This window comes from Streptomyces sp. NPDC002680 (genome assembly GCF_042889145.1).
In the GTDB taxonomy this organism is placed as follows: domain Bacteria; phylum Actinomycetota; class Actinomycetes; order Streptomycetales; family Streptomycetaceae; genus Streptomyces; species Streptomyces adonidis.
Genome location: NZ_JBIAQP010000017.1, coordinates 15,554 through 36,366 on the forward strand (window position 1 = coordinate 15,554; position 20,813 = coordinate 36,366).

At 66.8% G+C, this 20,813-nt stretch carries 20 protein-coding genes and 1 pseudogene; 15 read left to right on the top strand and 6 right to left on the bottom strand.

Annotated features, from left to right (window positions below; genetic code table 11):
* Positions 1-192, top strand: a complete 192-nt coding sequence (locus ACFYXF_RS36580; RefSeq protein WP_389356269.1) for a hypothetical protein — start codon at positions 1-3, stop codon at positions 190-192.
* Positions 193-297: 105 nt separating this feature from the next.
* Here the strand turns inward: ACFYXF_RS36580 and ACFYXF_RS36585 are convergent, their stop codons facing one another.
* The gene (locus ACFYXF_RS36585; RefSeq protein WP_389356270.1) at positions 298-1,179 is read right to left on the bottom strand and encodes a calcium-binding protein; all 882 of its coding nucleotides are present in this window, start codon (positions 1,177-1,179) and stop codon (positions 298-300) included.
* Positions 1,180-1,464: 285 nt separating this feature from the next.
* Here ACFYXF_RS36585 and ACFYXF_RS36590 point away from each other — a divergent pair, with 285 nt between their 5' ends.
* The 4 genes from ACFYXF_RS36590 to ACFYXF_RS36605 all read left to right on the top strand — a co-directional run bounded on the left by ACFYXF_RS36590 (position 1,465) and on the right by ACFYXF_RS36605 (position 8,038).
* The gene (locus ACFYXF_RS36590; protein ID WP_389356271.1) at positions 1,465-2,328 is read left to right on the top strand and encodes a leishmanolysin-related zinc metalloendopeptidase; all 864 of its coding nucleotides are present in this window, start codon (positions 1,465-1,467) and stop codon (positions 2,326-2,328) included.
* A 68-nt stretch (positions 2,329-2,396) separates the two neighbouring features.
* A complete protein-coding gene (locus ACFYXF_RS36595) occupies positions 2,397-4,502 on the top strand; it encodes a trypsin-like serine peptidase (protein ID WP_389356272.1) in 2,106 nt (701 codons plus the stop codon).
* Between the two features lie 327 nt (positions 4,503-4,829).
* Entirely contained in the window at positions 4,830-6,419 is a 1,590-nt protein-coding gene (locus tag ACFYXF_RS36600; RefSeq protein ID WP_389356273.1) for a carbohydrate-binding protein, read from the top strand.
* A gap of 200 nt (positions 6,420-6,619) precedes the next feature.
* Positions 6,620-8,038, top strand: a complete 1,419-nt coding sequence (locus ACFYXF_RS36605) for an ATP-binding protein (RefSeq protein WP_389356274.1) — start codon at positions 6,620-6,622, stop codon at positions 8,036-8,038.
* 56 nt (positions 8,039-8,094) lie between these two features.
* Here ACFYXF_RS36605 and ACFYXF_RS36610 read toward each other — a convergent pair whose 3' ends face one another.
* Positions 8,095-8,580, bottom strand: coding sequence for a DUF4265 domain-containing protein (locus tag ACFYXF_RS36610; RefSeq protein ID WP_389356275.1), 486 nt, complete (start codon positions 8,578-8,580; stop codon positions 8,095-8,097).
* Between the two features lie 102 nt (positions 8,581-8,682).
* On the bottom strand, positions 8,683-9,048 hold the full coding sequence (locus tag ACFYXF_RS36615; protein WP_389356276.1) for a hypothetical protein: 366 nt from the start codon (positions 9,046-9,048) through the stop codon (positions 8,683-8,685).
* Positions 9,049-9,294: 246 nt separating this feature from the next.
* Here ACFYXF_RS36615 and ACFYXF_RS36620 point away from each other — a divergent pair, with 246 nt between their 5' ends.
* The 3 genes from ACFYXF_RS36620 to ACFYXF_RS36630 all read left to right on the top strand — a co-directional run bounded on the left by ACFYXF_RS36620 (position 9,295) and on the right by ACFYXF_RS36630 (position 12,875).
* On the top strand, positions 9,295-10,218 hold the full coding sequence (locus ACFYXF_RS36620) for a peptidoglycan-binding protein (protein ID WP_389356277.1): 924 nt from the start codon (positions 9,295-9,297) through the stop codon (positions 10,216-10,218).
* Between the two features lie 278 nt (positions 10,219-10,496).
* Positions 10,497-11,735, top strand: coding sequence for a GH25 family lysozyme (locus ACFYXF_RS36625; protein ID WP_389356278.1), 1,239 nt, complete (start codon positions 10,497-10,499; stop codon positions 11,733-11,735).
* 84 nt (positions 11,736-11,819) lie between these two features.
* On the top strand, positions 11,820-12,875 hold the full coding sequence (locus ACFYXF_RS36630; RefSeq protein WP_389356279.1) for a peptidoglycan-binding protein: 1,056 nt from the start codon (positions 11,820-11,822) through the stop codon (positions 12,873-12,875).
* Between the two features lie 124 nt (positions 12,876-12,999).
* Here ACFYXF_RS36630 and ACFYXF_RS36635 read toward each other — a convergent pair whose 3' ends face one another.
* From ACFYXF_RS36635 to ACFYXF_RS36645, 3 genes are all read right to left on the bottom strand, one after another.
* Entirely contained in the window at positions 13,000-13,443 is a 444-nt protein-coding gene (locus ACFYXF_RS36635; RefSeq protein ID WP_389356280.1) for a hypothetical protein, read from the bottom strand.
* 90 nt (positions 13,444-13,533) lie between these two features.
* A complete protein-coding gene (locus tag ACFYXF_RS36640; RefSeq protein WP_389356281.1) occupies positions 13,534-14,637 on the bottom strand; it encodes a DUF1152 domain-containing protein in 1,104 nt (367 codons plus the stop codon).
* 289 nt (positions 14,638-14,926) lie between these two features.
* On the bottom strand, positions 14,927-15,172 hold the full coding sequence (locus ACFYXF_RS36645; RefSeq protein ID WP_389356282.1) for a hypothetical protein: 246 nt from the start codon (positions 15,170-15,172) through the stop codon (positions 14,927-14,929).
* 448 nt (positions 15,173-15,620) lie between these two features.
* Here ACFYXF_RS36645 and ACFYXF_RS36650 point away from each other — a divergent pair, with 448 nt between their 5' ends.
* The 7 genes and pseudogenes from ACFYXF_RS36650 (at position 15,621) to ACFYXF_RS36680 (ending at position 20,642) form a co-directional block, all read left to right on the top strand.
* Positions 15,621-16,376, top strand: a complete 756-nt coding sequence (locus ACFYXF_RS36650) for a DUF5919 domain-containing protein (RefSeq protein ID WP_389356283.1) — start codon at positions 15,621-15,623, stop codon at positions 16,374-16,376.
* Positions 16,369-16,836: an NUDIX hydrolase gene (locus ACFYXF_RS36655; RefSeq protein WP_389356284.1), complete on the top strand. Its 468-nt coding sequence runs from the start codon at positions 16,369-16,371 to the stop codon at positions 16,834-16,836. The genes ACFYXF_RS36650 and ACFYXF_RS36655 overlap by 8 nt, the downstream gene beginning before the upstream one ends.
* Positions 16,837-16,879: 43 nt before the next feature.
* Positions 16,880-17,436: pseudogene (locus tag ACFYXF_RS36660) on the top strand (transcriptional regulator); the annotation flags it as partial.
* Positions 17,433-17,978, top strand: coding sequence for a flavoprotein (locus ACFYXF_RS36665; protein WP_389356285.1), 546 nt, complete (start codon positions 17,433-17,435; stop codon positions 17,976-17,978). The pseudogene ACFYXF_RS36660 and the gene ACFYXF_RS36665, both read left to right, overlap by 4 nt.
* Positions 17,979-18,344: 366 nt before the next feature.
* The gene (locus ACFYXF_RS36670; protein WP_389356286.1) at positions 18,345-18,674 is read left to right on the top strand and encodes a hypothetical protein; all 330 of its coding nucleotides are present in this window, start codon (positions 18,345-18,347) and stop codon (positions 18,672-18,674) included.
* A 63-nt stretch (positions 18,675-18,737) separates the two neighbouring features.
* Positions 18,738-19,115 (top strand): DUF5958 family protein, encoded by a 378-nt coding sequence (locus tag ACFYXF_RS36675; RefSeq protein ID WP_389356287.1) that lies wholly within the window; start codon positions 18,738-18,740, stop codon positions 19,113-19,115.
* 375 nt (positions 19,116-19,490) lie between these two features.
* Positions 19,491-20,642, top strand: coding sequence for a hypothetical protein (locus ACFYXF_RS36680; RefSeq protein WP_389356288.1), 1,152 nt, complete (start codon positions 19,491-19,493; stop codon positions 20,640-20,642).
* The last annotated feature ends 171 nt before the right edge of the window (positions 20,643-20,813 follow it).

Genomic DNA, 20,813 nt, shown 5'->3' on the forward strand with positions numbered 1-20,813 from the left:
ATGCCTACCGAGACCGACCTCACCCCGCTGCTCACGGCCTGGGACCAGGCACACCCGGCCGCGACCGCCGTCACCGTCGTGGACACGAACGTGAACGTGAGCGTGGACGCGGACTGGCGACACCTCCTTGACGAGATCGCCCACCCTCACACCATTCAGGCCTTCCACCGCCTGGCCGCGGCAGCGGCTTGATCCCACGTACGTGGTGATCGGCCGGCCCGAACCGAACACCAGAGAGGCCCCGGAGACGAACTCCGGGGCCTCTGGCTGCTGTCCGCCGACAGCTGCCGTCAACCGTCAGTCCTGACGTACGACGTTCTGGCCGGTGCCGCCCGAGAGGATGTCCTTGCCGGCGCCGCCGTACAGCTTGTCGTTGCCGTTGTTCCCCCACATGTAGTCGATCCCGCTGTTGCCCCACATGACGTCGTTGCCCGCGCCGCCGTACATGTGGTCGCCGCCGGTCCCACCGTAGATCGTGTCGTTGCCGTTGTTGCCGCTCAGGTCCTGGTCCCCGGCGCCACCGCGGATCACGTCGTTGCCCGCGCCGCCCTGGGCGATGTCACCGGCGGTGGTGATGGTGTCGTTGCCGTCACCGCCGGCCGCGAGCAACGAGTTACCCGCGACGATGGTGTCGTCGCCTGCCCCACCGTCCACGAGGTTGGTGACGAGGTCGCCCCGGCCGGTCAGCTTGTCCTTGCCCGCGCCGAGGATGAACGCGGTGGTGTGGTAGTCCTGGGTGCTCTTGTTGGTGAAGTCGACCACGTCATTGCCGTCGCCGAGGGTCATCCGCATCATCTGGTACGGGCTCTGGCTTTCCTCGGTGATGACCGTGCACAGGACCTTCGTGTGGTCGGCGGCACTGGGGTAGACGCATCCGCGCCCGACGCTGATCGGTACGACGTCGTCGATCGCGAAGGTGATGTTCGTGTGGTCCGTGGCGTCGGCGTAGGCCTGGACGACGGTCAGCTTGTTGGTCTGGCCGGCGGCGGCCGTGTAGCTCAACTCGCGGCCGCTGACGTCGGTTTCGGCCTTCGCGGACGGCGCCGCGGCACCGGCCGTACCGGCCAGCGCGAGCGGGACGGCCACGAGTCCGGCGCCGAGGGCCAGCGTCAGGGCCAGTGCCGATGCGGATGCCGACGCGACACGGGTGGTCCGACGGCCGGTGGGGGATGAGGACATGAACGTAACCTCCGGGGTTACATGGGCACTTGGGGCCTTTGGGCCTTGGGCCGTCTCAGAGTTCGGTGACGCCATGTGAGACGGCCGGGGGACGCGCTGAGTTGTAGACGTCGGCCGAGTTTGTGGCCAAGCGTTCGGGCACTCGGAGTGCCCCGGGGTCCTGCTCCCCGTGCGTCGTCTCGCGTCCGGATTTCCTCGACCGCCCAGCGAGCACGAATGACCCGTTCGGCCTAACCTGTGATAAGGGGAAACTCGCGCCGGATACCGAAATCAGGGAAGTCCGTCATGGGTAAAGTCGCCATGAAGAGTTTTAAGTCATACCGGTCGGTAGCGAATTTCGAACGTGCCAGGGAAATCGCCAACACAACGGCACCGTTCACCATTGAGGTCCGATTTCTCGGTGGACTCACAGCCAACCAGCAGGACGCATTCGCAGCGGCCGCGGACCGCTGGGCCAGGGTGATTGTCGGGGATCTGGACACCGCTGTCGTCGGAGAGGACGTCATCGACGATCTGCTGATCGAAGCGGAGGGAGTCACGATCGACGGCCCGCACGGCATTCTGGGGATGGCAGGGCCCACCGACTTCCGCGACGAGTCCGCCCGGTTCGGCGCCTTCCTTCCGGCGAAGGGCGTGATGAGATTCGATTCCGACGATCTTGCGGCGATGGAGGCGGACGGCACACTCGTCGACGTGATCACCCACGAGATGGGGCATGTCCTGGGCGTCGGCACGCTGTGGACGACCTTCGGTCTCCTCGTGGGCGCCGGCACCCCGAACCCGACCTTCGAAGGCGCGCTTGCCAAAGCCGAGTTCGCCGAACTTGTCGGCGAGGCGGGACCGGTATCAGTACCGGTCGCCAACTTCGGTGGCCCCGGCACCCAGGACAGCCACTGGCGTGAGGCGGTGTTCGTCCACGAGCTCATGTCTCCGTTCATCTCCGGCACCAGCAACCCTCTGAGCCGGATGACCGCGGCCAGTCTCGGAGACCTGGGCTATCAGGTCGACCTTGAGGGCGCCGAACCCTACACGCTCCCGGACCTGCTCCAGATCGCCCGGGAAGGCGCTCTCGTGCCGCACACCGCGCCGATCGGTGACGGCATCATGCTGCCCGTCGTACCCACCCGGCTTCCTGCCGCGACACCTTGACACGGGCGTGCGACGGTTCTCGGCCGCGCCCACCACCAGGACAGGACGAGTTCAGGACGGTGAATGCCATGCCCAGAGCCGATTCGACACGCGACAGACTGCAATGGCAGTCCGCCGAGGCAGCGCGGCGGTACCAGGAGACAGCCGCGGAACGGGAACGGGTCGAGGAACAACTGGCGGCGGGAGTACGGTTCCCCGACCCCCCGGACGCGCTCGCCGCACGTGCGGAGCGGATCCTCGACCGGGGCGGCCTGTCCCCGTCGGCCGTGGTCTCGGCCCTCCATGCCGAGGCCATGGACATGCCCGAGGCCAACGAGCGCATCATCAACCTGTCCAACGAACTCCAGGCCTGGAGCTTCCTGCCAAGGGGCGTCCGCGTCGGAAGCACCGTCGCCCGGATCACCCTGCGCCGCAACGGCCGCGAACTCCCGCACGGCACGGGCTTTCTGGTCTCGCCGCGACTGCTGATGACCAACCACCATGTACTGCCCGACAAGGAATTCGCCCGGCAGTGCTTCCCGGAATTCAATGCCCAGGCCGGCGTCGACAACACGCCCGAAGCCGCCGTACGCAGGGAGTTCGATCCGGACAGGTTCTTCACTGCGGACGAACACCTGGACTTCGCGCTGGTGGCGATCGCCTCCGACGCCGACGGTCGGCCGCCCGGTGATGACTTCGGCTGGAACTCGCTCAGCGTCCGGGTCGGCAATCTGACCATCGGCGAACGCGTGAACATCATCGGTCACCCGAACGGACGGCTGAAGGAAATCGCTCTGCGCGACAACACCCTCTTGGTGCGGTTGGACGAGTTTCTCCACTACATGACCGACACCGAACCCGGGAACTCGGGATCCCCGGTCTACAACGACCAGTGGGAAGTCGTGGCGCTGCACCACAGAGGCGTACCGAAGACGGACGGCCAGGGACGCGTGCTGCGCAAGGACGGCCAGGTATGGCAGCGCGGTGACAGCGACGACACGATCGACTGGATCGCGAACGAGGGCGTACGCATCAGTTCGATCCTCAAGCATCTGGCGACGCCGAGACCCGACACCGGTCCTGACCCCGACCCGCTGCTGCGAGAGATGGGCACGGAGTCCGGTCTCGTCCCGAGCGGAACCGCTGTTCCAACAGAAAGTCCCCAACCGTCGCCCCCGGACGCTCCCCTGCTCGGAGGTTCCGTGACGCCCCCTGGTACGACGAGGGTCGCGGACGTACGTACGACCGAGGCGCCCGAGCAAGCAGCCACCGGCGGCGTCGGCCTGCCGGCCCGGAGCACCGCCGCCGACGACGGGGTGCATGTGCTCTTCCTGCACGGCCGCCGCCAGCAGAAGAGGAATCCCGGAGATCTCCGTCGCGAATGGACAGCGGGTCTGAACCATGGCCTCACCCGAGCGGGTATGGCCACCATCGATCCGGAAGACGTCTGGTTCCCCTTCTACGGGGACAAGTTGGCCGACATCATGGGATGGAAGGAAGCCACCGGCGGCGCGATCGACTACGCCGAGCTGACGGCCTCCGCTGCCGCCGAGTCGTTCGCCGCCGAGTCGTCCACGGGCTCCTACGAAGCCATCCTCACCGAAGCGGCACACAGAGCGGGTATGCCCCAGAACGGGCCCGTGGTCGACGAGGGACTCGATTCGTTCCTCGTCGGCGCCCTGCAACGCCCGCTGAGCTGGCTCACGGACAAGACCAAGCTCGACGAGTGGACCATTGCCACTGTCTTCCGCGACGTCGACCGGTACCTCAGCGACGAGAGCGTCCGTGAAGCAGTGCTCACCTGCGTACTGGAAACGGTCCCGACGACAAGAGGCCGACTCGTGCTGGTCACCCACAGTCTGGGCACCGTCGTCGGCATGGACCTCATCCCCCGGCTTCCTGCCGGCCTCGACCTGACGCTGCTCGTGACCGCGGGCAGCCCGCTGGGCATGGACGCGGTCAACTCGCGGATTCTCGCCGGTGGTCCGCAGTCCCCCACGGGCGTGGGGGACTGGGTCAACGTCTGGTGCCCGACCGACGCGGTCGCCATCGGATGCCCGCTCGACGAAGCCCGCTGGGGAAAGCTCACTCAGATCGCTGTCACCAACGCGAGCGACCGAGCCCACAACATCGACGAATACCTCATGCACACGGCCGTGGCCAAGGAGATCGGCGGCGCACTCAGCAGCCTGTGATAACCGGCGGCGGGCTTTCGTGAGTTCTCCACCAGGTACGAGTCGATGCGGGCGTACCTGGTGGGAGCCGTCGGCCCGGCGTGGACAGGCCTCGCCCCGTTCAGTATCTGGAACAACTCAGGCGGCGCCCCGGTCCTGAAGGACACGGGCTGGACTGTCCGATCAGCAGTCGGAAGGCTCGGACGACCGTCACTCTCACCGCCGCCAATCCATGGATGTGAACAGTGATCAAGTAGCAGTCTATTGACGCCTCCAGGGCGACACCCCTAACTTCCGAGGGAAAGCGCTTTCTGATCCGGCCCGGAAGTTGATCCAACCGTCCTGGAGATGGAGAAACCCACGATGCATCTGAGGCATCTGAGACCCGTCACGGCGTGCGTCGGCCTGCTGGCAGGCACCCTCGTCGCCCTGTCCGGCACGACCGCACAGGCCGCGACCACGCGCTACGAGGCCGAGACATCCCCGTCGGTCTGCACCGGCACGATCGACTCCGACTGGACCGGTTACTCCGGCAGCGGATTCTGCAACGGCACCAACGCGGCAGGCGCGTACGCCCAGTTCACCGTTTCCGCACCCGCATCGGGCACGGCGACACTGGGCGTCCGCTTCGCCAACGGCACGACCACCGCCCGTGCGGTGAACGTCATCGTGAACGGTACGACGACCACGACGGTCTCCTTCGAGAGCACCAGCACCTGGACGGGCTGGACGACGAAGACCCTGACCGTCCCGGTGGTCGCGGGCAGCAACACGATCCGCTTCAACCCGACGGCTGCGGCGGGCCTCCCGAACATCGACTACCTCGACGCGAACGTCCCGGACGGCGGCGGCACGACACCCCCCACGGCGTCGGCGTTGTACGTATCCCCGTCGGGCACGGACAGCGCGTCGGGCACGTCGACGGCGCCGACGACGCTGACCTCCGCGATCAGCCGTATCACCGCGGGCGGCACGATCTACGTCCGCGGAGGCACGTACACCTACGCCTCGACGATCACGATCCCGGTGGGCAACAACGGCACGTCGACGACCCGCACGACCCTGTCCGCCTACCCGGGCGAAACCCCGGTCCTCAACTTTGCCTCCCAGACGGAGAGTTCATCGAACAGAGGCCTCCAACTCAACGCCAACTACTGGCACATCAAGGGCCTGGTCGTCGAACGGGCCGGTGACAACGGCATCTACGTCGGCGGCAGCAACAACGTCATCGAGCGCACGGTGACCCGCTTCAACCGCGACACGGGTCTCCAGCTCGGCCGTATCTCCTCCAGCACCCCGGCCGCCGACTGGCCGGCCAACAACCTGATCCTGAGTGCCGAGTCGCACGACAACGCGGACTCGGACGGCGAGGACGCGGACGGCTTCGCGGCGAAACTGACGACGGGCGCGGGCAACGTCTTCCGCTATGCGGTCTCCCACAACAACATCGACGACGGCTGGGACCTCTACACCAAGACCGACACGGGCCCCATCGGCCCGGTGACCATCGAGGACTCCCTCGCCTACGAGAACGGCACCCTCACCGACGGCTCCCAGGCCGGCAACGGCGACCGCAACGGCTACAAGCTCGGCGGCGACGACATCGCCGTCAACCACATCGTCCGCCGGAGCATCGCCTACAACAACGGCAAACACGGCTTCACCTGGAACAGCAACCCGGGGACCATGGCGGTGTCGGGGAACGTGAGCATCGACAACACGGAACGCAACTTCAACTTCGACGGCGGCACGTCGGTGTTCCGCGACAACACGTCGTGCCGCAGCGCGAGTGGCACGAACGACCGGATCATCGGCGATGCCGATACGTCGAACCAGTTCTGGTCGGGGAGCAACGGGGGGCGGTGCTCGGCGTATGGGGGTGGGCTGAGCTGGTCGTTTGCTTCTGATGGGCGGCTGGGGGTGGTGTTCGGGGGGTAGGGGTCCCCGGGCTGGGCTGGGCTGTGCGTGTGCGCTGCCTTGGGGCACCTTCGGGTCGGGGGCCTGGGGGTGCCCTCCTTCGTCTGTGTCCTCCATCGCATGTCCACCAATATTACTAATATCGATGTTAGTAACATTGAGGTTAGTTATTCTCTGGGGTCGAGGCTGAGTGGCTGGGCGGACATGCGGAGGGCAATGGCGTGGGCGATTTTGTGGGCAGGACGCGCGAGCTGGAGACGCTGAACCGGGAACTCGGCAAAGTGGTGGCCGGGGTCGGCGGGGAGCGACCCGGGCGGTGCCTGATGATGCGGGGTCGCCGGCGCGTGGGGAAGTCCCGGCTGGTCGAGCGGTTCGCGCAGCGGTCCGGCGCACCGTTCGTCTTCTACGCCGCCACGGGAGCGTCGCCGCGGATCGACCTTGAGCGGCTCGGCCGGGACGCCCAGGCGTCGAACCTTCCCCTGGCCGGTCTGCTGGCCTCGGCCCGTCCGGCGAACTGGGACGACGCCTTCGACGTCCTCGCGGCAGCCCTGCCCACCGACCGGGCGAGCATCGTGGTCATGGACGAAGTGCCGTATCTGATGGATGCGGAGGGGGCGTTCGAGGGCACATTGCAGCGGGCGTGGGACAGGGTGCTGGAGGTCAGGCCGGTGCTGCTCATCCTCATCGGCTCCGATCTGTCGATGATGGAGGCCCTGAACAGCTATGGCCGCCCCTTCCATCAGCGCGGCCGGGAGATGGCGCTCGGTCCCCTCAACCCGGCTGAAGTGGGCGGGATGCTGGGCCTCGATCCGGCCGAGGCGTTCGACGCGGCGCTGATCACCGGTGGGCTGCCCTTGATCTGCGCGGAGTGGCCGCACGGCGCGGGGGTGTGGGACTTCCTGTCGGCTGCCCTGAACGATCCGGTGTCCGCCCTGCTGGTATCGGCGGAGCGGTCGCTCGCCGCAGAGTTCTCGCAGCAGGTGCAGGCGCGTACGGTGCTGTCGGCGATCGGGAGCGGCGAGCGGACCTTCACGAACATCGGCCGTGCGGCCGGCGGCATCGGAGCCACTCCCCTCCAGCGCTCGCTGGGCGTCCTCACGGACAAGAGGCTGATCGCGGCCGAACTGCCCGTGTCCACAGGCCCTTCGAAAGACCGGCGCTACCGGGTCGCGGACCCCTATCTCCGCTTCTGGCTCCGATTCCTCGGACCTGCGATGGAGGAGATCGAACGGGGCCGGGGTGATCTGACGCTGGGGCGCATCCGCGAGAACTGGACCAGCTGGCGTGGTCGCGCCGTGGAGCCCCTCGTACGCGAGGCCCTGGCACGCCTGCTGCCGGACGCGTCCCTCCCCGCCGCCCCCGCGATCGGCGCCTACTGGACCCGTACCAATGACGTGGAGATCGACATCGTCGGAGCCGACCGCGCCCCCATCGCCAAGGAGTTGCTGTTCGTCGGCTCGGTGAAGTGGCTGGAGAACGCACCCTTCGACCGTCACGACCTGTCGGCGCTCCTGCGCCACCGCGCGATGCTCACGTCCGAGCCGGTTCCTGTGGTCGCGGTCTCGCGCAGCGGCACGGACTGCACGGGACTCGACGCCGCATACGGCCCGGCGAGACTCCTGGAGGCATGGCCCTCCTGACCGGGGGAGGAGGAGTGGCGTCGCCGCTGCACGGGAGACACCGTCGAACAACCAGGTCAGTCAGCGCTGAGAGCGCGCCACTCGGCGGTGACGCACCCCTCTTCCATGTCCCACCACGACTTGGCCACACCGTGGTTGAGCAGCCGTTGGACCTGAGCGAGATCCGAGGTAGGAGGGATGTCCAACGCGACCATGCCGAAGCGCTCGATCCCCTCGCCACACACGCCCAAGCGGTGAAAGGCGTCGAGGACGGTCTGCCGCGCGGCCCCGGAGCCTCCCTCGCGAAGCACGATCAGGCGGACGGTGCAGTTCCCCGACGGACGAACCACGTCGCCGGCCCACAGCTCGCCCTCTTCATCGGGGCTCGCCGCGAGCACGTCACCACATGCGACGCTCCGTACGAACCACGGGACGTTGTCGAGCTTCACGGTGCCGTCGCCCTGATCGATTGCCCACAGGCTTTCCACCCCCGCAGGAGGCCAGTTGTCCTCCAGCTCAAGGCGGAAGTGAACCTTCACGTAGTTGGCCCCGGTCTCCGTCATGCCGTCAGGATGCCCGACCGCTCAGGACGCGAACTCCGGAGGTAGGCGCGAGCAGAGACGCTGCTGCGTGCCTCCGTGTCGGGAGCGCAAGCAGGGGCTTCGTCAAGGCCGATCGGTGACGCGGAACTCCATCCATTCGATGCCCGGGACGCTGAAGCGGGCGCCGATGTTCGCAGCGGCGATGCCCTCGAACTCGTGGTGGGTGCTTGATCCTTGACTGCCGAGGCTCCATGGCGTCGCGATTTTCCACGCACAGTCGAGGACGGTCATCAGCGCGTGCTCTGGAGCAGCGCACCCGAGCGGGGTGACGAGCCGCAACACGGCCAATTCGGGGAACTTGCAGTACCGCTCGTAGTTCTCGATCTCGACGGGGCGATCCAAGCGGGCCGCGAAACGCTCGACCACCCGCTCGGCGGCGTGGCGGTCGTTCGCGTGAACGTGACAGTGCCAACGGATTGTCTCGAACATGGCGGAAACCATAAGGCCAGAAGCGGCCACTTGTAGTCCGAATCGGCCTCAATCCAGCTTTGGGGCCGCACTCCATGCAACGAGGAAGTGTGGTGCGAAGCACTCTCGCGGCTGCGATCACATGTCGTACGGCGGTCTGCGGCGTCCACTAGCATCTGCGGCACGCGGGTTCACGCATCCATGCAAGGCTGCCCAAACATGGCCTTGACCTGCGACTATGCGCCGAACGGATCAGGGCACGGGACTGTGAACGTATTGCAGGGCGACCAGGAGAAGACACCGAAGCGCGAACTCGCTCAGTTACTGAGGAGTTGGTGGGAGGAAGCCGGAAGGATCCCTCAGAAGGCACTGGCCCGCAGGCTCACCGACCGGGGCGTGAAGACCAGCCAGGAGATGATCTCGCGCTATATGAGCCTCGACCGACCGACGGTCGCCCGGCTCGATGTGATCCACGCGATGCACGAATTGCTGGGTCGCTCACCGGATGAACTCGCCAGGGCCCTGGATCTCCACGCGAAGGCAACCGCCCCACTCCCGCCTCCCCCTCTACCCCCACTCCCTGCCACCCCGCAGTCCCGGCGGGCTGCCGTCTGGCCGGTCGCCGTATTGGTGTTCACGATCCTCGCGACCGGCGGCGGTGTGTGGTGGGCAACTTCGGCCTCGGGCACGGGGCCGAATCCGGAGCCGGATCCGCCATCGCCCACAGCGACCCCCATCCCCACCCCCACCTCCGCCGCGCCGCAATGGCCACTGGCCCGGGAGGGCGACCGTTTCTGGAAGGCCAGGACCGTTCAGTATCTGCTTGTCGCCCACGGTCACGAGGTGGAGGTCGACGGCATCTTCGGCCCGAAGACCGCGGCCGCCGTCAAGGAGTTCCAGACTCGGCACGCTCTGGTGGCCGACGGCAAGGTGGGCCCGAAGACCTGGCCGTTGCTCGTACTGGATGTCCGCTCCGAGTCCAAGGGCGCCGCGGTCTCGGCGGTGCAGTCACTGCTCACCAACGCCGGCCTCACCACGGCCGTCACCGGCGAGTTCACCGCGGCGACCGCGCGGAACCTTTCCACGTTCCAGGAAGTCCACGAGCTGCCAGTGACCGGTGAGGCCGACGCGTCGACCTGGCGTGCGCTGATGGACGCCCAGTTGCCGCCCGTCCACTTCCCGGTGTCCTGACCCGCGTGTCCCCCGGCCCAAGGAGAACTTGGCCGGGGGCCGGGGGTACTGCCTGCTTGTCATGCGAAGAACCAGTTGATGCATCCCGCCTGGGATGCCATGCATCACCGCAGGTCAGACGCATGCATAGAACGCCACGGATGCATGCATCAACGCACCCGCCGGATGTGTGGAAGTCGCCGGAACTGCCGGGGCAGGGTTGAGCCATTCCCTCCCACCGGGCCGTGCAGGCCCTCGTTTCCTGCACGCCCTCTCGGCGTTTCCGAAGGAGTCCGACTGTGCCCACGCACGCTCCCTCTCGGCATGGACCGCGCCGCACCGCGGTGGCCGTCGCGACGGCCTCTCTCACGTGCGGTGCGCTACTGGCCGGTGCGTCCGGAAGCCTTGCGGCGCCCCCGAGTTCGTACGCGGTGAAGGGCGTCGACACCAGTCATCACAACCATGACGCGACGGGCAAGGCCATCGACTGGCAACGCGTTGCCCGGAACAACCAGTTCGCCTTCCTCAAGGCGACCCAGGGCACCCGCTACAAGGACCCTTGGTTCGCACGGGACTTCAGGGCCGCCTCTGCCACGCCGCTGCTGCGGGCGCCGTACCACTTCTTCGACCCGGCGGGGACGACGGACGGCGCGGCCCAGGCCGATCACTTCATCCGCACCGCGCGCGCCGCCGGCTACACCGGGACCAGAGCCGGGGAACTGCCGCCCGTCCTGGACGTGGAGAAGGTGCGGGTGAACGCGAAGGAGGTGTGCCCGAAGGCACTGCGCTCCGACCAGCTCGGCATCTTCCTGAAGCGGGTGAAGTCGGCGTTCAAGGTGACGCCCGTCGTCTACACGCGTGCCTCCTTCGTGAAGGAGTGCATGGGGGACAAGGGGCAGACCTTCAAGGGCTACCCGCTGTGGCTCGCCCGGTACGGCAGCGATGCGAACGAACCACAGCCCGTGCCGGGCGCGGGCTCCTGGACGTTCTGGCAGTACACCGAGTCCGAGCGGGTCTCGGGCATGCCGGCCAGGGACGGGGCTGTCGGCACCGCCGACCGCAATGTCTTCCGTGGCACCCTCGGCCAACTGCGCGCCATGGCGAACCTGGGCGGCACACCGATGCCGCAACCGCCTGCCTCCTGGCCGGTGGTGAAGTCCGGCCAGCGGGGCGTGGACGTGGCCACCGTCCAGTTGTCGCTGACCGCGCGGGGATACGCGACCACGGCCGACGGGGTTTTCGGTGCGGGTACGGCCGCCCAGGTCAAGGCATTCCAGCGGGCCAACGGCCTCACTGCGGACGGCGTCGTCGGTTCCGACACCTGGGCCGGCCTCATCGTCACCGTGAAGTCGGGCTCAAGGGGCCCTGCGGTCAAGGCACTTCAGCAGCAGCTCACGGACAACGGCTACGCCGCGACCGCCGACGGCGTCTTCGGCCCGGCCACCGCCGCGCAGCTCAAGGCATTCCAGAAAGCCGAGCGCCTCACGGCAGACGGCGTCGCGGGGGCCCGCACCTGGGCCGCCCTGGTCGCCCACTGACCACCACACACATCCGATTCCGCACCTGATTTCCACCCGCGACTCCCTCAGGGTCGCGATCCCAGCAAGGAAAGAAGCACGATCATGCGTACCGAATTCCTGAAGCCGAAGCGGCGTCACATCGTCTCCGCGGCCCTCTTTTCCGCAGTCCTGACGGCCGGTGTCACGTCCGGGGCAGTCCCGCCCGAGACCGCCGAGGCCCAGCCGGTCACTGTTGCGCCTGCCGCTGCCGCTGCCGCCGCTGCACAGGCCCAGGCGTCGTGGCCGGTGGTGAAGTCCGGTCAGCGGGGCGTGGACGTGGCCACCGTCCAGTTGCTGCTGACCGCGCAGGGACACGCGACCGCGGCCGACGGGATCTTCGGTTCCGGTACGGCCGGCCAGGTCAAGGCCTTCCAGCGGGCCAAGGGCCTCACGGCCGACGGCGTGGTGGGCCCCAAGACCTGGGCGAAGCTCATCGTCACCGTGAAGTCGGGCTCAAAGGGCCCTGCGGTCAAGGCACTTCAGCAGCAGCTCACGGACAACGGCTACCCGGCGACCGCCGACGGCGCGTACGGCCCGGCCACGGCGATAGCGGTCAAGGCCTTCCAGAAGGCCAAGGGCCTCACGGTCGACGGCATCGTCGGACCCAACACCTGGGCCAGGCTGGTGAACGGCGGAGGTGGCAGCGGCGGCGGCAACCCCGGTGGTGGAACCGTCTGGTTGAAGTTCGACAAGAACCAGTCGGACCCCAAGGCGTCGAGCCTCTCGGTGATCCGCGGCGGCCAGGTGGTGATCACCTACCGCGCCGGATCCGGCAACGGCGTCAACAACAAGAACGAGTGCGTCAGGAACCAGGGCTGGCTGCCCAACGGCGACTACACCGTCGGGATGCACACAAAGAGCAAGGACGGTGTGATCAAGGGCTACGCAATCCAGTTGTCCGACAAGAAGTGCACCAACGGCACGCTGCGCAGCGCGCTGTTCATCCACAGTGAGATGACGCGCAACGGCGGTCAGGGCACCCTCGAGCCCCAGCGCTGGGACGAACCGCGCGACTTCGGCTCCAACGGCTGCATCAAGCTTCGACCCGCCGACATCATGAGCCTGTTCAAGAAGCTCGACGAGATCGGCTGGCCGAAGTCGCTTCAGGTCGTCAGCTAGTCGGGGCGGGGCAGGCGCGCCCGGCCAGGGCGTGCCTGCCCCGGGCAGCCTCCACCGACGAGAGGCTCGGTGGGGGGTGGTGGGGGCAGTTGGCGGCCGGTGGTGGTGTGTTCCAGCCTCCGGTTCAGTCGCCCGAGTGCCCCCAGAAGCGGATCTCCTGCGGCTTGCCCTCGTCGTCGTGCAGCACCGCGCACCGTCCGACCCAGCGGGACCGGGGGAAGACGTCGAAGTCCGGGACGTGCGCACGGGTGAGCTTCTCCGTCCCGAGCAGTTCGAGTGCCTCCTCGTCGGTGACCGGCTCCACGGTGTTGTAGTCCGGGGTGTCGTCGGGCACCAGCACGACGAAGACATCGAGGATCGAGTGCGTACCGGCCTCATGGACCAACTCGACCTCCCACAGCTCCTCCAGAGTCCGCGGCCGAGGCTCCCGCTCCGCCTCCGGCCGCCAGTCGGCACCGTTGACCCAGTAGTAGTCCCCTGCCTCGAACACCGCACGCCGCAGCTGCTGAAGCGCGGCGTTCAGGTCCTCCTGGTACGGCACGTAGTAGTCCCAGTGCGAAGCCCCCACCGGCCTTCATCCCCTCCCGGCCATTTCCGTCCGTCTGTCTCCGTCCACCTGTGACGGCGGAAGCTAGCAGCCGACTCTGACAATCGGGTCCTACGGGATGCGCCAGAGCGGTGCTGCGTACTGCTCGGGGCGCCTGCTGATGAGGAGTTGACGCAGGCGAGCGCGTTGAGAGCCGTTGAGGCCCAGGGCCTCGGTGAGACGACGGAACGTCGTGTGGGTGACTCCACGGCTTCGGGCGAGGCTCTCGAACGCATCGAGCCTCGACAGCGCGGTCGACAGCGTGGCCACCGGGTCGAGTTCGGTCGCCGACCGCTCAAGGAGTCGTGCCGCCTTGCTGCGTTCGGAGTCGATCTCCGAGTAGCCGCAGACTTCGCGGCTGTGGGCCTCCACGTCGTTCAGGCTCGCTGTCTCCAGGATCGAGCGGGCCAGTCGGTTACGGCTCAACGCCTCGTCCAGGTCGACCTCATGGACGGTCGGGCCGACGTCAGTCAGAGCCACGGGCAGCCCGGCGTCCCGTACCTCGCAGACACCGCGTACCCCTCGCGCAGTCGCCGCGAGCATCCCGGTCACCTCGGACGGATGCCACTCCAGGACCGAGCCGACCGGCTCCACGTCATCCGCCGTGAAGTTGTGGACGAGCGGGCCGAGCACGCCCTGCAGGTCGTCGTCGAGCGGGAGTTCACCGTCCAGGCCGGGTCCAGCGACCAACAGCCTGATGGACGCGTTCACTTGGCAGCACGCGGCGAGTGTCACGGCGTCGGCGAGCGGGCTCTTCAGCGTCGGTTCGTCACCCCGGGCGAGGATGTCACCGCCCACGTCCAGGAGGTCGATCGACACCGGGGAGAAGTGCCGGACCAGTTCTTCGAGTTGACGCGTGAGGCCTTCGACACCGTGGCGCGGGTCGATCAGAGCGAAGGTGTACGGGAGTTCCGACGCGAGCCGGGGGAGCATGGACCCGGCGGGAGCGACCGGTCGGGCTCCCGCCGGCACGGCCCACACCACCGGGGTGATCTGTTCGAGGCCCGTGAAGTCGTCCGGCCCTCGTGGACCGGGTACCGGATCGATCAGGAGGCGGTCCCAGGCGTAGGTAAGGATCACGGTCGGGTGCTGGTCGGCGCCGTAGAGGGCGGCGTCGAGCATGGCGGCGGCGACCGCATCGCCTCCTCCACCTGCTGCGACGATCAGCCTCGTCATGCGGTCAGAGTACGTACGGGGAGGCCAGCGCCGATGCCCGAGCCTCACCATCGGATCGGCTCCAACTTCCCTTCGGCGCAGGACGGACAGGCCACCATGTACGTGTGCGCGCAGGTCCAGCAGCCCTCGAACCCGCAGCAGTCGGAGCACCAGATACGGCGTGTTCCTGTGCACGTCCCACAGAGGGTGCCCGTCGACCACAACGACCTCGGCGGTAGGTCTTCTGCCTGCTGTCTGTTCCTCGTGGAACGTTTCGGAGCCGTGCTCGGTGATCGCGCTCGGGAGGTTGTCACCCGACAGCCTCAGTTGGCTCTGCGCAACTGCCGCAGTCCCCGTCGTCGTCGTCGGCCAGGTCGGAATCGTCCCAGGAAGGAACGGACAGGCGCGCGCCCCGGCTCTCCGCGACGCGGTGCACGTCGGTGAGGGCCTCAGTCAACTGAACGGCCAGCAAATGGAGTTCGCCCGGCGTCCAGTTGCGGCCGTCAAGCATGATCCGAGCTTCCTTGAGCAGGCTGCCGGCCAGACCGAGTTGCATCGACTCCATATTGTCCGCGAGTCGCGAGACGTACCCGTGGGAGCCGCCTCCGGCCAGATAACAGGGCTTGCCTCCGGAGCCCACCCACGGCAGAAGTCGTACTACGTCGAGGTGTTCCGTCACGCTGACAGCTCCCGTCCGAGAGCCAGACTCCGCCCGATGACCACTCTGCGTTCAGTCGGCCACGGCGTTCGCTGCCAGGCTCGCTGTCGTTGTGCTTCTTGACAGTCGTGGACGGTGTCGATGGTGCGGCTCACTGCGTCAACCTCCTGCGGTTGATGGCCACCGCCCCGGGCCGTACATACGTCACGCACGACGGTCGGGGGCGGCGATGCTGGTCGACCACAACCCTTCCGCCTCTGACAGGGCGTTCCTACTGCGTTCCGCGACCGTTAGGCATGGAGCAGGGCTACCGTGAAAAGCGTGCCTAACGTCCCCGGGGGCATCCGTGAATGAACCGCTGCGCCGCGCCATGCTGCAAGCCCGAATGACCGACCGTCAGTTGGCGGAGAGCTGCGGCGTGGACATCAAGACCGTTGGCCGATGGATCACGGAGACCGGGCGGGTACCTCGTGCCCGCCACCGGTGGGCCGTCTGCGAAGCACTCGGGGAGGACGAGTCGGTGTTGTGGCCAGTAGCCGCGAAGAAGGCGATAAAGGTCGGTCCGGATCGCGAGGTCGTGTCCGTCTATCCCTACCGGTCCGGCTGTCCGGCCTCCGTGTGGCGTTCGCTGATCACCAAGTCCGAACGAGAGCTGACCTTCGCCGGGTACACCAACTACTTTCTCTGGCTTGAGCAGGCTCGATTCGGTACGGCGCTGAAGCGCAAGGCCTCTCAAGGGTGCCGAGTGCGCTTTCTGCTCGGTGACCCTGACAGTGACCTCACGCGCGCACGCGAACAGGACGAAGACGTTGCGCTGACTCTGTCGACCCGCATCCGCGTGACACTCGCGGAACTGGAGAAGATCAAGGAACAGCCGGGCATAGACGCGAGGTTCAGCGATGGACACGCCTACCTGTCCGTCTTCCGCTTCGACGACGACATGATCGTGACGCCCCTGCTGACCCACAGCGTGGGGCACGATGCCCCTACGCTGCATCTGCGTCGGCACCAGAACGACGGCATGTTCGACCGCTTCGCCTCCCACGTCGACGAACTGTGGAACCGGGGCACTCCGGTATGGGAAGGAAACGGCCGTGGGTAGGCGCGACTACGAGGACGACCCGAACGCCCCGGCCGCACAACGCCTGGTCCCGGCCGCATCCGTGGTCGTCGTCGACGACTCGGGCCGCATCCTGCTGCAACGTCGTAGCGACAACGACATGTGGGCGCTTCCCGGCGGCGCCATGCACATCGGCGAGTCACTGCCGGACTGTGCCGTTCGGGAGACCCGCGAGGAGACCGGTTTCGACGTAGAGATCGTCGGCATCGTCGGCACCTACACCAACCCCCGTCACGTCATCGCCTACGACGACGGCGAGGTCCGCCAGGAGTTCTCCATCTGCTTCCTGGCACGCCCAGTTGCCGGGCACCTGACGGTCTCCGAGGAATCCACCGACGTCCGCTGGTTCCTGCCCGAAGAGGTCGATGCGCTTCCGATGGTCCCGAGCATCCGAAGGCGCGTGAACGACTGGCGGGACGGGAACATGCCGGCTGCTCGGTAGCTGAGGGTGTGGCGCTCCGAACATTCCGCCGCGCTGTCTCCGCCTCGCCGCGAGCGTCCGCGCTCACGTATTCGTGCGGGAGAAATACACGCTCAGGCCGTGTACTTGGTGCACCGCACCGGCGACCAACTCACCGGTTCCTACGACCAGCGCTCGCCCCGGTACCCGGCGGCGTTCGGCTTGGTGCTGCTCCGCAAGGCGACCGTGGCCAGCAGAAACGGCGATCGCGCCACCACCCAGGACTTCCTCACCGAGGCCAAGGCGATGGCCCGCTACGTCGCTGCTTTCGACCGGCTCGACGCCCGGGCAAACTTCAGCCCCACCAAAGTCGCCCTGCAAGCCGCACGGCCCCTCATGCGGCGCCACATTCCGGTCCCCGAACGCCGGGCCGCGCTGTGGGTGGAGACTGCCCGCACCTACAGTCAGCAGGGCAGACTCGCCGACGGCTACCAGGCCCTGCGTATCGCCGAGAGCTGTGCGGCACAGGACATCCGCCGCCCGGCCGTACGCGAACTGGTCGCCGACATGGCAGCCAGCGACCGCCGCCGGGCGCTGCCCGAGCTGCACCACTTCAGCCGCCGACTGGGAGTGCCCGCGTGAGTGATCAGCCCGACAAGCTGTTCCTGCAGATCGTGGTCTGTGCGGCCGGGGTAGCCAATGACGTCGGCAAGCTGATCACCGCAGCACAGGAGCGGCACTGGGACGTCGGTGTCGTCGCCACCCCGCAGGGGCTCGGCTTCCTCGACGCGGAGGCGGTCGAGGCCCAGACCGGGTGCCCCATCCGCTCGGCCTGGCGATCATCGGGTCAATCGCGCCCGACTCGGCCCGCGGATGCGATCGCGGTCGCCCCGGCCAGCTTCAACACCGTCAACAAGTGGGCTGCCGGGATCTCCGACAACCTGGCCCTGGGCATCCTGTGCGAAGCACCCGCCATGGGCGTACCGGTCGCTGTACTGCCGTACTTGAACTCGGCCCAGGCCGCCCATCCCGCGTACGGCCAGAGCCTGCAACGGCTACGTGAGATGGGGGTCCTGATCGGCTCGTACGAGCCTCATCGGCCGAAGGCCGGGGGTGGGGCGGACCGTTACCGCTGGGAGGAAGTGTTGGAGCTGCTTGCTCCTTGGGTGTCTGCGGGGTCGTGATCAGTGTTGCCGTGCTTGGGGCGGCTGCGGGGCTGGGGCGGCGGCAGCTTGGTGGGCTGGAGCATTGGAGAGCTGTGTGGTGCTCCGCGCCTGTGTTACCCGAGCGCGTTGCACGCGGGCGGGGGTATGGCCCCGCTCAGGACAGGCGGAGGGTCCGCACTCTGAAGGCGCACGCTTTCCAACTGTGGTGGTGGGGCCTGGGGTTTCGAGCGGGGCCGTACACCTGCGTTCATGGGCGTTCGGCCGTGGGAGCGGCCACCGGCTTCGGTCTCGCCTGAACGACCGTGAACGGTGCTGAATGGGACGGAAACTGAGACGGGCGGCGGGGCCGGGGTCGCTAGCATCGTCGCTGTTGAAGGGGGAGCCATGGCACTGGTCCGCAAGGGATCACGACGGATCGTTGTCGACGGCACGGCCTACCACTGGCGGCTGCGGGGCAGGCCGACGTACTTTCAGGGGCTGGCCTGGTCGCCCTGCACGTTCGCGGTCGAGCATGCGGACACCCCGGGCATGACGCTCGTGGTCACCACGGACCAACCGCATCCGAGCAACTGGATAGATCGCGAGGCTGATCCTGTACTGCCGTCTGGTGTTGCCGCGGCCGTTCGGTTTGCCCTGCGCGAGGGTTGGACTCCGACGGCTCCGGGCTCCGCGTTCCACCTCGACCAGTCCGCCGGCTTCACGCCTTCGTTCTGAATAGCCGGGGAATCGTCGATGGCTGTACCTCAGGGGAGGTGGCCGGTGTTGTACGCACACGAGGTGGCACTGAACGAACTCGCGCAGGGGCTCAGGCCGATGGCCGAGGGTGTCGAGTGGTTCGAGGGCCTCTCGGTGGATGACCGACGCAAGGTCTTGCACGCACTGGTGCTGTTCTGCGGGCAGGCCCGTGCCTGCGAGGACGATGCGCCTGAGAGCATTGCGCGTTCTGGCATTCGTCCCACGCACACGCCTGCGGTGATGCTCACGAAGTGGCGCTTCGGGATGGCAGGGCTTCCGGCCTATGAACTCACCAAGTCCTTCCGCTTGCTCGTTGCCCTCTTCAGCATCGCGGACACCCGCAGGCGGGCGCTGCATTGCGCCGATGGGTGCGGTCACGAGTGGCACAACCTGCCGGGTCCTTTAATGGGTGCAAACTAAGGTGACTTCTTGCCCTGGGTGTTGTCGGGGATCTTGGTGAGTTGGGTTTTTGCCGGAGCAGATGGAGCCCCACAAGCGGTGAGGAGAGGGGCGTTTCTCTGGGCCAGTGTGCCGTGCGGGCCCAGGATGCCTCGTTCAGCGCTTCACGCGGGCTTACCAGTGCAGGTCTGAGTGGGGAACCCCAATGAACAGGTCGTTGAGTACGCCATCGGCGTTCGCGCGCATCGCCCTTCGCGTGGGTTGCAGCGCTACACGAGTGGCGTGTCCACGACTGAAGTGAGATTCTTGGTGTGGCCCCCTTATTGAGCGGCTAATCTGTCCCAGCTCATCTGTAGCTCCAGCGAGGCAGCGATGCCTGATTCCAAAGATAAGTCCGTGACGGATGGTCAGGTGGCGTCGGCGGACTCTCTCACGCCGGGCGCATTGTCTGATGCTGAATCAGAGGCGCCTGACACCATTATGACTCTGCCAGACATCCCGGATGAGCCGGAAGAGGAAAAGCCATCGGGGCTTGTCAAACGCGTTGCCACCAGCCTTGTGCCTTCTAGTGCGGCTTTGATAGCTACGGGCGGGATTGCGGTTTTCGTAAACGCAGTCGGAACTCGACTGCCCGGAGGTCCCGGCCGGATGCTGGAACTTACGGCCGGCGAAATCGCTGTGCTTGCGTTGGTGGCGTTCGTATTCGCTATCGCCGGTGCAATTGCCACAGCTAAGACGATTCAGCAGCGGGTTGAGCACCGTATAGCTGTCTGGCTGACAAATTACTCCTTGGCCTTCCTATTTCTACTTCCAATTCTAGCGCTCATGATCCTGGCGGCGATCATTTTCGCGCTGACAGACAGATTTTGGGCGGGAGCCTTCCTTGCGCTATTCGGCGTATTCCGAATCGCCCTTCATCTTGCGAATCGCGAGTTTCGCCCTCCAGGTCCTGTGTTGAAGTCGCAGCTCCCGGGGCCCGTGTTGAAATCGCACGTGGAGGCTTCGGTGATTTTCCATTGTGCTGCAATAGCGTGTCTGGCAATCGGGGCGGGTCTCATGATATCCGGCCTACCGCAACCGGACTTCGCATTTCCTCAGCGTGCCGCCCTAATTGCAACCGTGCTACTTGCTTCCGCAATAGCCATAAACAAGGCGACTAGTCGAGGGAGGAAAGTTTGTACGCAAATTTTTGAGGCAATTGAGTCGGTCGAGAGAGCTTTTACCCGACTCCGCCAGGCTGGCCCGGAAAAGAAAGCTGAGGTGCGTGAACAGTTTATCGCTGAGCTGGCACCTCTGGATAGAGCTCTGCGCACTCGCCTGAATAGCGGGTATCCCGGACTCGGCTCATTTATCGTGCAATCGGAGGAGAGAGGTCACCTAGTAGATGACTTGCTGGCGTTGGCGGATGGGGCTGGCAATGGCAGTACCGCTGGCTCCCAGGCGGATGGGGCTGGCAACGGCAAAGTTCCCGTTAAGTGGGATGACCTGAAGAGCGAGCTGCGCAAGCTTGCGGAGGCGTGTGAGCCATGGGTGGATGTCTCCGCATAGGTGCGGCGTAGCCGTCCGATTGTCGTCGGCACTCGCGAACGGCGCCCCCGCCATCTCGGAGCCTGAGCGGCCCCGCCGGAGGCATGTCTTTGACCCGCGGGTGACTTCCTTGCCTCTGCCCGCATGCACGTAGCGCGCCGCAGAGGCGGCGCGCGCCCGCGCCGTGCACGG

Bases quoted from the DNA above. Each gene is read 5' to 3' on its own strand.
- ACFYXF_RS36580 (WP_389356269.1), top strand. From the start codon at position 1: ATGCCTACCGAGACCGACCTCACCCCGCTGCTCACGGCCTGGGACCAG.
- ACFYXF_RS36585 (WP_389356270.1), bottom strand. From the start codon at position 1,179: ATGTCCTCATCCCCCACCGGCCGTCGGACCACCCGTGTCGCGTCGGCA.
- ACFYXF_RS36590 (WP_389356271.1), top strand. From the start codon at position 1,465: ATGGGTAAAGTCGCCATGAAGAGTTTTAAGTCATACCGGTCGGTAGCG.
- ACFYXF_RS36595 (WP_389356272.1), top strand. From the start codon at position 2,397: ATGCCCAGAGCCGATTCGACACGCGACAGACTGCAATGGCAGTCCGCC.
- ACFYXF_RS36600 (WP_389356273.1), top strand. From the start codon at position 4,830: ATGGAGAAACCCACGATGCATCTGAGGCATCTGAGACCCGTCACGGCG.
- ACFYXF_RS36610 (WP_389356275.1), bottom strand. From the start codon at position 8,580: ATGACGGAGACCGGGGCCAACTACGTGAAGGTTCACTTCCGCCTTGAG.
- ACFYXF_RS36615 (WP_389356276.1), bottom strand. From the start codon at position 9,048: ATGTTCGAGACAATCCGTTGGCACTGTCACGTTCACGCGAACGACCGC.
- ACFYXF_RS36630 (WP_389356279.1), top strand. From the start codon at position 11,820: ATGCGTACCGAATTCCTGAAGCCGAAGCGGCGTCACATCGTCTCCGCG.
- ACFYXF_RS36640 (WP_389356281.1), bottom strand. From the start codon at position 14,637: ATGACGAGGCTGATCGTCGCAGCAGGTGGAGGAGGCGATGCGGTCGCC.
- ACFYXF_RS36645 (WP_389356282.1), bottom strand. From the start codon at position 15,172: ATGCAACTCGGTCTGGCCGGCAGCCTGCTCAAGGAAGCTCGGATCATG.
- ACFYXF_RS36670 (WP_389356286.1), top strand. From the start codon at position 18,345: ATGGCACTGGTCCGCAAGGGATCACGACGGATCGTTGTCGACGGCACG.